Origin of the sequence: Pseudonocardia sp. DSM 110487, assembly GCF_019468565.1 — a bacterium.
Classification (GTDB): domain Bacteria; phylum Actinomycetota; class Actinomycetes; order Mycobacteriales; family Pseudonocardiaceae; genus Pseudonocardia.
Genome location: NZ_CP080521.1, coordinates 846,572 through 860,504 on the forward strand (window position 1 = coordinate 846,572; position 13,933 = coordinate 860,504).

Consider the following 13,933-nt stretch of genomic DNA (forward strand, 5'->3'; position numbering starts at 1 on the left):
GGCGATGACGAGGCTCCGGGCCCATCCGTGGTCCGTGCTGCTGGTCCTGTGTCTCGGATACGTCATGACCCTCGTCGACATGACGATCGTCAACGTCGCGATCCCCGCCATCGCCACGGACCTGGGCGCCGCGCTCGACCAGGTTCTGTGGGTGCTGAACGGCTACACGCTCGCCTTGACCGTCCTGCTCGTCACCGCAGGCCGGCTCGGTGACCTGTACGGCGCCCGCACGATGTTCGCGGGCGGCGTCGCGATCTTCACCATCGCGTCGGTGTGGTGCGGGCTCGCCGGCAGCGCCGGTGAGCTGATCGCGGCCAGGGTGCTGCAGGGCATCGGCTCCGCGGTGCTGGTTCCGCAGACGCTGACGATCATCACCCGTACCTTCCCCGCCGAGCGGAGGGGACGGGCGCTGGGCATCTGGGGCATCACCGGCGGACTCGCCACCGTGGCGGGGCCGACGCTGGGCGGGGTACTGGTGACCTCGTTGGACTGGCGGTGGATCTTCTTCGTGAACGTGCCGGTGGGCATCGCGGCGCTGGGTCTGACCTTCGTGGTCGTTCCCGAGCAACCCAGGGGCACGCGACGCCGGCTGGACCTCTCCGGAACTCTGGTTGTGACCGTGGCGCTGTCGGCGCTCACGTTCGCGCTCGTCGAAGGCGAGCGCTACCACTGGGGCGCCGTCTGGTCGTTCGTCAGCATTCCGCTGCTCATCGCCGCGTCCGTCGTGCTGTTCGCCGCCTTCCTGGCGATGGAGGCCCGCCGGCAGGATCGTGAACCGCTGGTGCCGTTCGTGCTGTTCCGCGATCGCGACTTCACGCTGATGAACGTCGTGAGCGCCGTCGTCGGGTTCACCGTCGTCGGGCTGTATCTCGTGGCGGCCCTCTACCTGCAGGCGGTGCTGGGGATGAGCGCGCTGGGCGCTGGGCTGCTGCTCGTGCCAGGCGCGGCTGTGGTGATGGTCGCCGCCCCCATCGCAGGCCGGCTGACCGACCGGTCCGGTGGGCGGGGCGTGCTGGCCAGCGGGCTGGCGCTGTACGCCATCGGCACGGCGGCCTTCGCCTGGGCGCTAACCGTCGATCAAGCGTGGCCGTATCTGCTTCCCGGCCTCGTCGGCACCGGACTCGGCGTCGGCTTCACGATGGCCCCCGTGGGCTCCATCGCCATGAGGTCGGTTCCGCCCACCAGCGGAGGCGCAGCGTCCGGTCTGCTCAACACCGCCCGCCAGCTCGGCGCGGTGTTCGGCGGCGCGGTGTTCGGCGTGGTGCTCCAAGGCCGGCTCGACACGCCGTACCTCACGGCCACCGGCGGGGCGGCGCTCGTCGAGGCGATCCGCTCGGCCCTCACGGTCTCGATCGTCCTGATCCTGGCAGCGGCGCTGTTGACGCTCGCAGCCCGCACAGGTGAGCGTGCTGTGATGACTGGCTAGCCTGCTGATCGTGGGCACCTCTCGGACGCGTCGCCGCCTCGCCCCGGACGAGAGGCGTGCCGAGCTGATCGACGCGGCCATCCGGCTGCTGCGGTCCGGGCGGGAGGTGTCGAATTGGGCGCAGGCGGTCACCGCGGAGGCGGACGCCGCGAAGGGCACGTTCTACGTCTATTTCTCCTCGTGGGACGACATGCTCGTCGCCGTGCGCGAGCGGGTGCTGCGGGAGTACGTGAGCCGGTACCAGGAGCTCGCGGAGTCGCCGGGGCCGCTCGACTGGTGGGCGGTCCTCGACGCCGAGTGCGACGAGGCCATCGACTTCATCGCCCAGCCGAGCGGCCTCCACCACGCGATCTTCCACTCCGCCGCGGCTCTTGCGCCGATCGACGACGACCTCGACATCACGGCGGCGGTCGCCCGGTTCCTCGAACGGGGCATCGAGGAGGGAGCCCTCCGGGCCGTCGATCCTCGCGCCGCCGCTGCGTTCCTCCTCGCCATCGTGCATGCTGCCGCGGATGCCATCGCCGCCGGGGACACCCCGGATCGGTGGCGGTCGTCCGTCCGCGATCTCACCCGGAGCTGGTTGAGCCGGACGGCGGTGTGACGCGGGACACGCGTCCCGGAAGCAGGGTCGACGTGTCGTGATGGCATGAGGTGCGTGAGGGACGTGTGGGCGGGGAGCGGCGGGTGACAGTTCTTGCCCGCGTTCTGGCCCGCCCGCGGTGGGGCCCCGTCAGCACGGCGGATGTGCTGGCGATCGAGTGCTACGTGCTCGCGGCCGTGGTGCTGTACGCCGGGCTGTGGCGGCACCTCGACAGCGGCTATCTCGTCGCGAGCATGCAGGACCAGAACCTCTTCGAGTGGCTGTTCGCCGCGCAGGCGCACGCCGTGGCGGAGGGCCGGAACCCGCTGTTCTCGGACCTGCAGAACGCGCCGCTCGGCGTGAACCTGATGGCCAACACGGCGCTGCCGGCCCTCGCGGTGCCGCTGGCGCCGGTGACCCTCGCCTTCGGGCCGACGGTGACGTGGACCCTCGTCCTGACCGGCGGTCTCGCCGGCACCGCGACGGCCTGGTACTGGCTCTTCTCCCGCCAGGTCGTCCGCTCCCGGCTCGCCGCGGCGGTCGGCGCGGCCTTCTGCGGCTTCGCGCCGCCGGTGATCTCGCACGCCAAGGCCCACCCGAACTTCGCCGCCACGTTCCTCCTGCCGGTGATCGCGATCTGGCTGATCCGGCTCTCCAGCGCCCGCAGGCCGGTCCTGTACGGCGTGGGGCTCGGCGTGCTCGGCACGCTCCAGGTCCTCATCGGGGAGGAGATCCTCCTGATCGCGGTGCTGGCCGTGGCGCCCTACGCCATCTGGTTCGCTCTCGCGAGGAGGCAGGTTCCTCGTCAGGTCGTTGTCGGCGTCGCGACGGCGACGGTCGTCGCCTGCGCGCTGGTCGCCTACCCGCTGTGGCTGCAGTTCGCAGGCCCGCAGAGCTACCGCAGCATCGAGCACGGCCCCACCGGCAACTCGCTCGCCGCGTTCGTCGCCTACTCCAGCCAGTCGATCGGCGGTCTGCTGACCGGTGGGCCCGGCGCGCTCGCGATCAACGGCACGGAGGAGAACGCGTTCTTCGGGTGGGGGCTCGTCGTGCTCGTCGTCGCGCTGGCGATCTGGCTACGTGCCGAGCTGCCCGCCCGGATCGCGACGGCAGCGGGCGGGGTGGCCGCCGTGCTGTCCCTCGGGCCGGAGATCACCCTCGACGGGCGGCCGGTCGGGGTGCCGGGACCGTGGGGGTTACTGGCCGATCTCCCGCTCCTCGAATCGGTGCTGGAGTCCCGGTTCGCGCTGGCCTGCGTGCCCGCGGCAGGCTGCCTGCTCGCCATCGCCACGCGGCGGGTCCTCGACGTGTCGCCGAATCGCAGGATCGGTCCGGTGCCGTTGCGGGTGGCATGGGTGGGCGTGCTCGTCGCGGCGCTGGTCCCGATCGCCCCGGTGCCGTACGCGACGGTGACCAGGGCGCCCACTCCCGCCTTCTACGCGGGCGGGGAGTGGGCGCGGTGGGTCGATCCAGGACGCACGATCGTCCCGGTCCCACTGCCCGAGCCACTCCACGCCGATGCCTTGCGCTGGCAGATCGATGCCGGCATGGGCTTCGCCCTTCCGCAGGGCTACTTCGTCGGCCCGGCAGGGGAGGAGCAGCGGGGCGCCTACGGTGCGCCGAAGCGGCCGAGTTCGGTGCTCCTCGACGGCGTGGCCGCCACCGGGCAGGTGCCGCCCATCTCCGACGTCGAGCGCGCACGCATGCTGGCCGACCTGCGCTTCTGGCGGGCCGACGCCGTCGTCCTCACCGGTGGACCCCACCAGCGGGAGCTGCAGACCACGCTCTCCGCGCTCGTCGGCCCCGGCCGTCCGGTGGCGGACGCGTGGGTGTGGGATGTTCGGCCGATCACCCGCTGAGATCGCGCCCCTTCAGGGGTAACGAGGGTGATGTGGCAATGATCAATGGCGCACTACGTCGTGGTGACCGGGGCCAGCCACATCCCGACGATCGCGTCGATGAGCCCGGTGCCGGCGTCGCGCCAGCTGGCCCGCGGGGTGGGGATGCCCTCGGCGATTGCGCGCTCGCGCTCGGCGAGCATGTGCACCATCAGCTGGCGGGCCATGTCGGCGCGTTCAAGGCGCACCTCGTCCGGGAGGTCGGGCAGGCACGCGTTGAGCCCGTCGATGATCCGCTGCAGCGTTGGCGACGTGAGCGAGTTGGCGGTCATGATCTCGCGCAGGCCGGGGTCGGTCATCACCTGCGCGCCGAAGCGCGCGAACCAGGTGGGTGAGCCCGCCGACTCGAAGTACTCGGTGGACGAGCGGACCAGGCAGGCGACCCACTCCCGCACGTCGTTCGGGTCGGAGATCTCGGCCACCAGCTGCTCGCGCAGCCGTTCGATCTGCTGCGTGTGCTTGCGGATGATCGCGCGTACCAGGTCGGTCTTGGTGCCGAAGTGGTAGCCGACAGCGGCGTTGTTGCCCTGCCCCGCCGCCTCGCTGACCTGCCGGTTGGAGATCGCGAATACGCCGTGCTCGGCGAACAGTCGCTCCGCCGTCGCGAGGATCACCTCGCGCGTGGCGCCGGCCCGTTCGGCCCGGACGGTTCTTGGTGCCCGATCGGTACTCGCCACTGTCACCACCTCACCGGAACCTCGCACAGCCCGCCGACGGCGAGTCCCTCGACCCGCTGCAGCTCCTCCGCCGGGACGGCGAGTTCCAAGGTGGGCAGCTTACGCAGCAGCACCTCGAGCGTGACCTGCAGCTCGGTGCGGGCGAGCGCCTGTCCGAGGCAGGAGTGCGGCCCGGTGCCGAAGGCGAGGTGCGGGTTCGGGCTGCGGCCGATGTCCATGTCGGCGGCGTGGTCGAAGACGCGCTCGTCGCGGTTGGCGGCGGCCATGCTGCAGACGACGGTGGTGCCGCTCGGGATCCGCCCGTCGGGGACGTCCACGTCCTCGTCGAGGTAGCGCACCATGCCGAAGCCGGAGTTGGTGTCCAGCCGCAGCGTCTCCTCCACGGCGGTGCGGACGAGGGACGGCTCGGCGAGCAGCCGCTCCCAGTGGCCGCGGTCGGCCAGCAGCATCGCGACCATCTTGCCGATCATGTTCGCGGTGGTCTCGTGCCCGGCGATCAGCAGGCCGAGGCCGGTGGCGATGAGCTTGGTGTCCGACCACGGGTCGGCCTCGGCCTCGCCCGCGGCGATGAGCTCGCTGAGCACGTCGTCGCCCGGGTTCGCGCGCTTGGCGGCGATGTGCCCACCCATGTACTCGAAGCACTCCGCCTCGCCCACCGCGACCTCCTCGCTGGTGTAGCGGGTGAGGTTGAGCAGCAGGTCCGACCAGTGGGAGAACTGGTCGCGGTCGGCGTCGGGCACGCCGAGCATGTCGCAGATCACCCACACCGGCAGCGGGAAGCCGAGAGCGGCCTTCAGATCGGTGGGCTGGCCCTGCTGCACCATCTCGTCGACGAGCCGCTCGGCCATCTCCGCGATCCGCGGACGCAGCGCGGCCATGCGCTTGGCGGTGAACCACCGGTTGAGCAGCCGTCGCCACTGCTGGTGCGCCTCGCCGGTCTGGGGGAGCGCCATCGCCAGCATGCTGTTGAACACGCCGCCGGCGTCCGACATCTGGGCGGCGTCGTCGGCCCCGGAGCCGCGGCCGAACCGCGGGTCTGACAGCACCTGCCGGACGTCGTCGTAGCGGGTGAGCAGCGTTGCCTGGTCGCCTGTTGGGAAGCGCACGTGGGCCACGGGGCACTTCTCGCGCAGCTCCTCCCACTCGGCCGGCGGGGCCAGCGCCGCGTCGTTCGGGATCGGGTACGGCAGCAGCTCGCTGGTGGTCATCTGGTGCCTCCTGGGGACCGAGTGGACTCAGCATAAGTCAAGCGACTGCCTTAAGTCGAGGAGCGCCTCCGGTGGCGCCGTGCCTTCAACACGTCGGCAGGCCGTAGGGCCTCCGGTGGCGCCGGGCCCTCAGCGTGCCGGCAGGCTGCAGGGCCTCCGGTGGCGCCGCGCAGTGTGCGGGGTCGCCCCTCACGATTCAAGGGCGCTCCGCGTCGCTTCGCGATCGCTGCGCGACCCTTGATTCGCGAGCCTCTGCGACCCCTCGGGCAGACGTCGCGGGCAGGCCAGGGGTCTGCCCGATGGGGCGCGCGGCGCCACCGGAGGCGGATCCACGGGCATGATCGAGGCTTCGGCGCGGAAACGGGCGAAAACGACCCGGGAACGCGCCCAAGTGCTGATCAAGCCGGCATTCCGGGGGCAATGCGGCGATCAAGGTGAAATGGTCGCTAGTTGATCTCTGATCGCGACCATCAGCCCTTGATCACCACGCTGACCTGCCCGTACCGGGTGCAGATGGTCGTTGGCGCGACCATGGACAACCGATACTTCAGATGTGGTTGGCCCCGGGGGGTGGCGAGCGGCTCGATCTGGCAAAGGCTCATAACGACCCGGGAATGCGCCGAATCGGCGATCTTGCGGCGATGGAGGGCTGATCGGCAGCGGTGGCCGTCGCCGCGGCCGTCGCGCACACCGGGAGGTCCCGGCGCACACGTCCGGAGGTGTGTGTGAAGACGTGGAGGTGTGTGCGGGGCCAGGCTCGCGTCACCGCACTAGGGAGTCGACTCCCGCACCTGGAGCGTGGGTGTGATGGCGATGCTGCGGGGGCCGTGCCCGGCCGGTTCGAGGAGGAGGCGTACGCACTCGTCCGCCATCGCGTCCCACTGCTGCCGCACCGTGGTGAGCGGCGGGTCGGCGATCGCGGCGAAGGGGATGTCGTCGAATCCCGTGACCGCCACGTCGCCCGGAACGGTGGCGCCCCGCTGTCGCAGCCCTCGCAACACGCCGAGCGCGATCGCGTCGTTGCCGCACACGATGCCGTCGACCGCGTCGAGGTCGACCTGCCCCGCGGCCGCGATACCCCACTCCACCTCGAAGCTCCCGAGCAGTGGGGCCTGCGCCGCGGACAGGCCGTGCCTGCGCAGTGCGGCGTTGACGGCATCAAGTCGGGCCTGTGCGGAGTAGTTGGTGAGCTCGGAGCTGACGAACACCAGACGCCGCCGGCCGGCCGCCACCAGGTGGTCGACGACCTGCGCGAACCCGGCCGCGTCGTCGACGCCCACCCAGTCGGTGAGCGCGCCGTCGACGCGGCGGTCGACCTGGATGATCGGCAGCTGCCCGACGAGGGCCCGCACCGCGGGGGCGCTCGCGGTGAGGTCGTATGGGCTGATGATCACGCCGTCGACCTGCCGCTCGACGAGCGCGCGCAGGCGACGTGCCTCCACGTCGACGTCGCGCTGCGAGTCGCAGAGGAAGAGCTCGAGGCCCTCGCGGGCCAGTCGCCGCTCGACGGCCTCCACGAGCGCGGGGAAGAACGGGTTGGAGATCTGCGGCACCAGCATGCCGATGGTGCCGGACTTCTGCGTGCGCAGCGCGCGGGCGACGGCGTTGTAGCGGTAGCCCAGCTGCTCGGCGGCCGCGAGGACCTTCCTGGCCGACTCCGGATGCACGGCGCGCGAGCGCGACAGCACCCGTGACACCGTGGACGTGGACACCCCCGCGAGCCGGGCGACGTCGTGGATCGTGGCCATGGTCCCCCGGTCGGTAATCGTTTGCCAGCATGTTAACTGGCGCTTCACCTTGACGACAGGCCAGAAATCCTCTTAGTCTCAGCCGCCATCCTGGCAATCGTTTGCCAAGCCCTCGATGGAGGCATCATGCGAATCGGCCGTCTACGCGCCGCAGCGGTCGGCGTGGCCGCGCTGGCCACTCTGCTGGCGGGCTGTTCCCGCGACGACCAGGCCGCGGCGCCTGCGACCGATGCCGGGGCGTCCGACGGTGTGGTGAAGGTCGGGCTGGTCCAGATCAACCAGCAGGCGATCTTCTTCAACCAGATGAACGAGGGCGCCCAGCAGGCGGCCGACGAGGCGGGCGTCGAGCTGACGATCTTCAACGCCAACGACGACCCGGTCCAGCAGAACCAGGCCGTGCAGAACTTCGTGCAGCAGGGCTTCGACGCGGTGATCGTGGTCGCGATCGACGTCGAGGGCATCAAGCCCGCGATCCAGCAGGCGGCGGGCGCGGGGCTGAAGGTGATCGCGGTCGACGCGATCGTCGACGACCCGGCGGTGAACGTGCAGGTCGGCGTCGACAACGCGGCGGCGGGCAAGCAGATCGGCGAGTTCGTCAACACCTACGCCAAGGACAACGGCATCCAGCCGAGCATCGGCGTGGTCGGCGCGCTGAACTCCTACATCCAGAACGTGCGCAAGGACAGCTTCGACGAGACCGTCACCACGGCAGGCGCGCAGGTCGTGCAGACCGTCGACGGCAAGAACACCCAGGAGGGCGCGGCCACCGCGGCCGAGAACCTGCTCACCGCGCAGCCGGGGATGAACATCGTCTACGCCACCGGCGAGCCGGCGTTGCTGGGCACCGTGGCCGCCGTGCAGTCGGGCGGGGCCGCCGACCGGCTCAAGGTGTTCGGCTGGGACCTCACCAAGCAGGCCATCGACGGCATCGACGCCGGGTTCGTCGCCGGCGTCGTACAGCAGGACCCGAAGACCGAGGGCGTCGAGGCCGTCAAGGCCGCGAAGGCGCTGGTGGACGGCCAGCAGGTCGGCAAGCAGGTCGACGTCCCGGTCACGATCGTCACCAAGGACAACGTGGCCCCGTACCGGCAGGTCTTCAGCTGATGGAGCCCGGCTACCGCGTGGAGCTCGTCGACATCCGCAAGCGCTACGGGATGATCGACGCGCTGCGTGGCGTCACGCTCCGGGTTCGGCCGGGCGAGGTGCTCGGCCTGGTCGGTGACAACGCCGCAGGGAAGTCGACCGCCATGAAGATCCTCTCCGGTGCGGTGATCCCGGATTCAGGGGAGATCCGGGTGAACGGGGAGCGGGTCGCGTTCGGCACGCCGCGCGAGGCCCGCGACGCCGGGATCGGCATGGTGTACCAGGACCTGGCGCTGTGCGACGACCTCGACGTCGCGTCCAACCTGTTCCTCGGCCGCGAGCCGCGCACCGGTGCCGGGATGTTCCTGGACAAGCGGCGGATGCACGCGGAGGCCCGCCGCCAGCTCGATGCGCTCAACATCCGCATCCCGCTCACGAACGTGCTCGTGCGCAACCTGTCGGGCGGCCAGCGGCAGGCGGTGGCGATCGCGCGTGCGGTGTCGTTCGAGCCGCAGGTGCTGATCCTCGACGAGCCGACGGCCGCGCTCGCCGTCACCGAGGTGGAGACGGTGCTCGAGCTGATCCGCACCGTCTCCGCGCGGGGCGTGAGCGTAATCCTGATCACGCACCGGCTGCAGGACCTCTTCCGGGTCTGCGACCGGCTCACCGTCATGTACGAGGGCACGGTGCGAGCCGACCTGGACGCGGCCACGACCAGCCTCGACGAGCTGGTCGCGCAGATCGTCGGGCACGGGGAGGCGGCGTGATCACGAACGACCGGGTGGTGACCACGAGGTCCGCGCGGACCCACGCGTTCCTCGGCACGCACATCCAGACCGTCGCGATCGGCGCGATGCTGCTGGTGGTGCTCGTCGTGTTCGCGGCCACCGCCGACACGTTCCTCTCCGTCGAGAACGTGCTCAGCGTGCTCCGGCAGAACAGCCCCGCGCTGATCGTGGCGGTGTTGATGACGTTCGTGATCACGACGGGCGGCATCGACCTGTCTGTCGGCTCCGTGCTCGCCCTGTCGGGAGCGCTGCTCGGCATCCTGATCTCGGCGGGGATCGACCCGACGCTCGCGTTCCTCGCGGTGCTGCTGCTCGGCGCGGTGGTGGGAGCCGTCAACGGCTGGTTCTCCCACTACCAGGGGATCCCGTCGTTCATCGTCACGCTGGCGATGCTCGGGATCATCCGCGGCACCGCGCTGCGCGCCACCGACGGCTACTCGATCTCGATCCCCAAGGAGAGCTGGGTCGGGTTTCTCGGGCAGGGGCGGATCGCCGGGGTGCCCGCCCAGGCGGTGATCGCGATCGTCATCGCGGTCGTGGGCTGGGTGGTGTTCACCAAGACCCCGTTCGGCCAGTACGTCACCGGGCTCGGCAGTAACCGCGAGTCGCTGCGACGGGCGGGCGTCAACGTGCGGCTCGTCGGGTTCACCGTGTTCATGCTGGTCGGGGTGGCCGCGGCACTCGCCGGGGTGCTCGTGGCGATGCGGTTGGGGAGCGGCTCGGCCAACCAGGGCGTGAACTTCGAGCTGGCCGTCATCACGGCCGTGGTGCTCGGCGGGACCAACCTGTTCGGCGGCAGGGGGACGGTGCTCGGCACCGTGCTCGGCGTGCTGACGCTCGGGTTCATCGAGAACGGCCTGCAGCTCGCGCACGTCAGCCCGTTCTACGTGCAGATCGTGCAGGGCGCGATCCTGCTCGCCGCGATCCTGGCCAACGCCAAGCTGTTCAGCAGGTTCACGGTGGCGAGATGACCGTGATGACCGTGGCCGGCCCGCTCGATCCGGGCGAGCTGGGCGTGACGCTCATGCACGAGCACCTGCTCAACGACTGCTCGTCCTGCTGGAACCCGCCGGACCCCGGGGACGTCGAGGGGCTCGAGATCGCGGAGTTGCCGGTTCGGATGGAGTTCCTCGGCCGCCTGCGCAACGACCCGTTCCTGTCGGAGGACAACTGCCGGCTCGACGACGTCGACACCGCGGTCGCGGAGGCCGGCCGCTTCGTGGAGGCGGGCGGGCACACGATCGTCGAGCAGACGTGCGAAGGGATCGGCCGCGATCCCCGTGGGTTGTTGCGGATCTCGCAGGAGACCGGGCTGAACATCGTGATGGGCTGCGGGTTCTACCTGGAGGCGAGTCACCCACCGGTGGTGCGCGGGATGAGCGTCGAGGCCGTCGCGGAGCACATCGAGCGGGAGATCCGCGACGGGGTGGACGGCGTCCGGCCGGGGATCATCGGCGAGATCGGCGTGTCGGCGGCCTTCACCGCCGAGGAGGAGAAGGTGCTGCGTGGGGCCGCGCGGGCGCAGGCCCGCACCGGGCTGCCGCTCTCGGTACACCTACCCGGCTGGGAGCGCCACGGTCACCGCGTCCTCGACGTCACGGCGGAGGAGGGGGTCGCCCCGCACGCCACGGTGCTCTGCCACCTGAACCCCAGCCTCGATGACCTCCTCTACCAGCACTCCCTCGCCGAGCTGGGGGTGTGGCTCGAGTACGACATGGTCGGCCTCGAGTTCTACTTCGCCGACCAGGACGCGCAGTCGCCGTCCGACGAGGAGAACGCTCGCGCGATCGCCGCCCTGATCGAGGCAGGCTACGGCGAGCAGCTGCTGGTCTCCGGCGACGTCTTCATCAAGACCATGCTCGTGCGCTACGGCGGCTACGGGTACGACCACCTGCTCACGAGCTTCGCGGCTCGGCTGCATCGCCACGGGGTCTCCGCGGTGGACGTCGAGCGCCTGCTCGTGCACAACCCGGCTTCCGTCTTCGCGGCGGCCGCGAAGGGAGTTCAGCGATGACGAGCGTGCTCGTCGCCGGCGAGTCGTGGGTGAGCGAGGCGACGCACTACAAGGGCTTCGACTCGTTCACCTCCGTCACCTTCCACACCGGGATCGAGCCGCTGCGCGACGCGCTCACCGGGGCGGGCATCGACGTGACCCACATGCCGGCGCACGACGTGCCCGCGCGGTTCCCGTCGAGCGTCGAGGAGCTCGCGGCCTTCGACGTGGTGATCCTCTCCGACATCGGCGCCAACTCGATCCTGCTGCACCCTGACACCTGGCTCGAGGGCAAGCGCAGGCCCAACCGGCTCGCCGTGCTCGCCGAGTGGGTCCGCGGAGGGGGCGGTCTAGCGATGGCCGGTGGCTACCTGAGTTTTCAGGGGTTCGAGGGCAAGGGCTTCTTCCACGGCACGGCCGTCGACGACGTGTTGCCGAGCGTGATCTCCCCGTACGACGACCGCGTGGAGACCCCGGAAGGTGTCGACCCGAAGATCGTCGACGCGGGCCATGCCGTTCTGTCCGGTGTGGACGGCGAGTGGCCGTTCCTGCTCGGCTACAACCGGTTCGCCGTGAAGGACGACGCGCACGTACTGGCGGAGGTTGCAGGCGATCCGCTCCTGGCCGTGCGCGGGGTCGGCCAGGGGCGGACGCTCGCGTGGGCGTCGGACATCGGGCCGCACTGGTGCCCCACCGAGTTCGTGGAGTGGCCGGGGTACGCGACCTTGTTCACGAACGTCGTGCGCTGGTTGGCTCGCGAGTCGTGACCCCGATCATCCTCGACTGCGACCCCGGCCACGACGACGCGATCGCGATCATGCTCGCGGCCGGCGACCCGGCCGTCGACCTGCTGGCCATCACCACCGTCGCCGGGAACCAGACGCTCGAGAAGACCACCCTCAACGCGTTGCGCGTGTGCACGCTGGCCGGTATCCACGACGTGCCCGTCGCGGCGGGCTCTGCCCGGCCACTGATGCGGCCGCTGCAGGTCGCCGAGGACGTCCACGGCGAGTCCGGCCTCGACGGTCCGCGGTTCGGCGAGCCCACGGTGAAGGTCGTCGACGAGCACGCCGTCGACCTGATGCACCGCATGCTGCAGGAGCACCCGGAGCCGGTGGCGCTCGTGCCGACCGGTCCGCTGACCAACATCGCGCTGCTGCTCACGCGGTACCCGGAGGACGCGGCGCGGATCCGCGAGATCGTGCTGATGGGCGGCTCGACCGACCGCGGCAACGTCGGTCCGTACGCCGAGTTCAACATCTTCGTCGACCCCGAGGCGGCGGCGATCGTGTTCGGCAGCGGGGTGCCGGTCACGATGTGCGGGCTCAACGTCACCCACCAGGCGCTCGTCACGCCCGACGTCGTGTCACGGCTGGAGGCGCTCGGCGGGGAGCTCGGCACGGTGTGCGCCGAGCTGATGACGTTCTTCGCCTCGACCTACAAGCAGCTGTGGGGGTTCGAGGCGCCGCCGCTGCACGACCCGGTGGCCGTGGCGCGGGTGATCGACCCGACGCTCGTGGAGTGCGTGGACGCGCACGTGGCGATCGAGGTCTCGGGGGAGCACACCCGCGGGGCCACGGTCGTGGACCTGCACGGATACCTCGGTGCGGCACCCAACGCGAAGGTGGCGGTAGGGCTCGACGTGCCCCGCTTCTGGGACCGGCTCGTCGCCGCGCTGGGGAGATTGACTCCGACGAACGGCGCTGCGCGCCACTGAGCCTTTGCCAACCTGATCATGCGCTGGCGATCATGAGGGTCTGAACTGCGGCGATGAGCCGGTGGGCGGTGTTCGGGCTGGAGCGGATCTTCCGCAGGACCCGCCAGTTCTTCAGCTCGGCGTTGGCCCGCTCGCCGGGTCGACGGCGGCGGGCGTGGGCGGTGTTGACGTCCTTCTGGTTCCGGGACAGGCACCGGTAGCGGCCGGTGCCCAGATCCTTCCGACGGCGCCGCTGCGGAACCGCGACCGTCGGCCCGGCGCCCTGATAGGCGGTGTCGGCCGCCGCGGGGATCTCGTGGGCGGCCAGCGCCTCGATGATCCCGTGCTCACGGGCAGCGCCCATGTCATGTCTCGCGCCGGGCAGCGGCGGCGAGATCCATACCAGCCGGCCGATCGGGTCGGCGACGACCTGCACGTTCAGCCCGTGGGCCTTGTGCTTGCCGGAGTAGAAGGCCCGGTCATAGCCCGATGTCATGCCTACCCGGTCGATGCGCAGCAGGGTGCCGTCGAGGATCACGAACGCCTTGCGGCGGGCGACCTCGATCGCCTGGGCCAGGGTGGGAGCCATCGCGGCGAGCAGTTCGAGCGCCTCACGGATGTACCGGTACACCGTCGAGGTCCCGATGCGGAAGCCGCAGGCCAGGTCGGCGTAGGTCTCGCCCTTACGCAGGTGCGCGACCACGAGCAGCGCCTGCCGGCCGGGCGAGAGCTTCCGCCACCGGGTTCGGCGCTGGTTGCGCTGCGCTCGCAGCGCATCGGAGAGCACGCCGAGGGCGCGGCTGGACACGGTCATCCCGGACGGGTAGGACAGCACG

General features: G+C 70.7%; 13 protein-coding genes. 9 read left to right on the top strand and 4 right to left on the bottom strand.

Going from position 1 to position 13,933, the window contains the following annotated elements; translation table 11 throughout:
• Positions 1-4 precede the first annotated feature (4 nt).
• The 3 genes from K1T35_RS03895 (at position 5) to K1T35_RS03905 (ending at position 3,865) form a co-directional block, all read left to right on the top strand.
• Complete coding sequence (locus tag K1T35_RS03895; protein WP_220258813.1) at positions 5-1,426, top strand: DHA2 family efflux MFS transporter permease subunit; 1,422 nt, start codon at positions 5-7, stop codon at positions 1,424-1,426.
• 10 nt (positions 1,427-1,436) lie between these two features.
• A complete protein-coding gene (locus K1T35_RS03900; protein ID WP_220258814.1) occupies positions 1,437-2,027 on the top strand; it encodes a TetR/AcrR family transcriptional regulator in 591 nt (196 codons plus the stop codon).
• Positions 2,028-2,110: 83 nt separating this feature from the next.
• Complete coding sequence (locus K1T35_RS03905) at positions 2,111-3,865, top strand: glycosyl transferase (protein ID WP_220258815.1); 1,755 nt, start codon at positions 2,111-2,113, stop codon at positions 3,863-3,865.
• A gap of 53 nt (positions 3,866-3,918) precedes the next feature.
• Here K1T35_RS03905 and K1T35_RS03910 read toward each other — a convergent pair whose 3' ends face one another.
• The 3 genes from K1T35_RS03910 to K1T35_RS03920 all read right to left on the bottom strand — a co-directional run bounded on the left by K1T35_RS03910 (position 3,919) and on the right by K1T35_RS03920 (position 7,537).
• Entirely contained in the window at positions 3,919-4,581 is a 663-nt protein-coding gene (locus K1T35_RS03910) for a TetR/AcrR family transcriptional regulator (RefSeq protein WP_220258816.1), read from the bottom strand.
• 2 nt (positions 4,582-4,583) lie between these two features.
• Positions 4,584-5,789 carry a cytochrome P450 gene (locus K1T35_RS03915; protein ID WP_220258817.1) on the bottom strand — a complete coding sequence of 402 codons (1,206 nt, stop codon included), beginning with the start codon at positions 5,787-5,789 and terminating at the stop codon, positions 4,584-4,586.
• Between the two features lie 770 nt (positions 5,790-6,559).
• Positions 6,560-7,537, bottom strand: a complete 978-nt coding sequence (locus tag K1T35_RS03920) for a LacI family DNA-binding transcriptional regulator (RefSeq protein ID WP_220258818.1) — start codon at positions 7,535-7,537, stop codon at positions 6,560-6,562.
• A gap of 126 nt (positions 7,538-7,663) precedes the next feature.
• Here K1T35_RS03920 and K1T35_RS03925 point away from each other — a divergent pair, with 126 nt between their 5' ends.
• Genes K1T35_RS03925 through K1T35_RS03950 form a run of 6 tightly spaced genes read left to right on the top strand, consistent with a single transcriptional unit; the run spans position 7,664 to position 13,118 of the window.
• Positions 7,664-8,641, top strand: coding sequence for a substrate-binding domain-containing protein (locus K1T35_RS03925; RefSeq protein ID WP_220258819.1), 978 nt, complete (start codon positions 7,664-7,666; stop codon positions 8,639-8,641).
• The gene (locus K1T35_RS03930; RefSeq protein ID WP_220258820.1) at positions 8,641-9,387 is read left to right on the top strand and encodes an ATP-binding cassette domain-containing protein; all 747 of its coding nucleotides are present in this window, start codon (positions 8,641-8,643) and stop codon (positions 9,385-9,387) included. Before K1T35_RS03925 ends, K1T35_RS03930 begins: the two co-directional genes overlap by 1 nt.
• Positions 9,384-10,379, top strand: a complete 996-nt coding sequence (locus tag K1T35_RS03935) for an ABC transporter permease (protein WP_220258821.1) — start codon at positions 9,384-9,386, stop codon at positions 10,377-10,379. Before K1T35_RS03930 ends, K1T35_RS03935 begins: the two co-directional genes overlap by 4 nt.
• Positions 10,376-11,422 carry a phosphotriesterase gene (locus K1T35_RS03940; protein ID WP_220258822.1) on the top strand — a complete coding sequence of 349 codons (1,047 nt, stop codon included), beginning with the start codon at positions 10,376-10,378 and terminating at the stop codon, positions 11,420-11,422. Before K1T35_RS03935 ends, K1T35_RS03940 begins: the two co-directional genes overlap by 4 nt.
• The gene (locus tag K1T35_RS03945; protein WP_220258823.1) at positions 11,419-12,168 is read left to right on the top strand and encodes a glutamine amidotransferase; all 750 of its coding nucleotides are present in this window, start codon (positions 11,419-11,421) and stop codon (positions 12,166-12,168) included. The genes K1T35_RS03940 and K1T35_RS03945 overlap by 4 nt, the downstream gene beginning before the upstream one ends.
• On the top strand, positions 12,165-13,118 hold the full coding sequence (locus tag K1T35_RS03950; protein WP_255621568.1) for a nucleoside hydrolase: 954 nt from the start codon (positions 12,165-12,167) through the stop codon (positions 13,116-13,118). The genes K1T35_RS03945 and K1T35_RS03950 overlap by 4 nt, the downstream gene beginning before the upstream one ends.
• Positions 13,119-13,134: 16 nt before the next feature.
• On the opposite strand, the gene K1T35_RS03955 is transcribed toward K1T35_RS03950, so the two are convergent.
• On the bottom strand, positions 13,135-13,932 hold the full coding sequence (locus tag K1T35_RS03955) for a transposase family protein (protein WP_220258824.1): 798 nt from the start codon (positions 13,930-13,932) through the stop codon (positions 13,135-13,137).
• Between the last annotated feature and the right edge of the window lies 1 nt (position 13,933).

Bases quoted from the DNA above. Each gene is read 5' to 3' on its own strand.
- K1T35_RS03895 (WP_220258813.1), top strand. From the start codon at position 5: ATGACGAGGCTCCGGGCCCATCCGTGGTCCGTGCTGCTGGTCCTGTGT.
- K1T35_RS03915 (WP_220258817.1), bottom strand. From the start codon at position 5,789: ATGACCACCAGCGAGCTGCTGCCGTACCCGATCCCGAACGACGCGGCG.
- K1T35_RS03920 (WP_220258818.1), bottom strand. From the start codon at position 7,537: ATGGCCACGATCCACGACGTCGCCCGGCTCGCGGGGGTGTCCACGTCC.
- K1T35_RS03925 (WP_220258819.1), top strand. From the start codon at position 7,664: ATGCGAATCGGCCGTCTACGCGCCGCAGCGGTCGGCGTGGCCGCGCTG.
- K1T35_RS03930 (WP_220258820.1), top strand. From the start codon at position 8,641: ATGGAGCCCGGCTACCGCGTGGAGCTCGTCGACATCCGCAAGCGCTAC.
- K1T35_RS03940 (WP_220258822.1), top strand. From the start codon at position 10,376: ATGACCGTGATGACCGTGGCCGGCCCGCTCGATCCGGGCGAGCTGGGC.
- K1T35_RS03945 (WP_220258823.1), top strand. From the start codon at position 11,419: ATGACGAGCGTGCTCGTCGCCGGCGAGTCGTGGGTGAGCGAGGCGACG.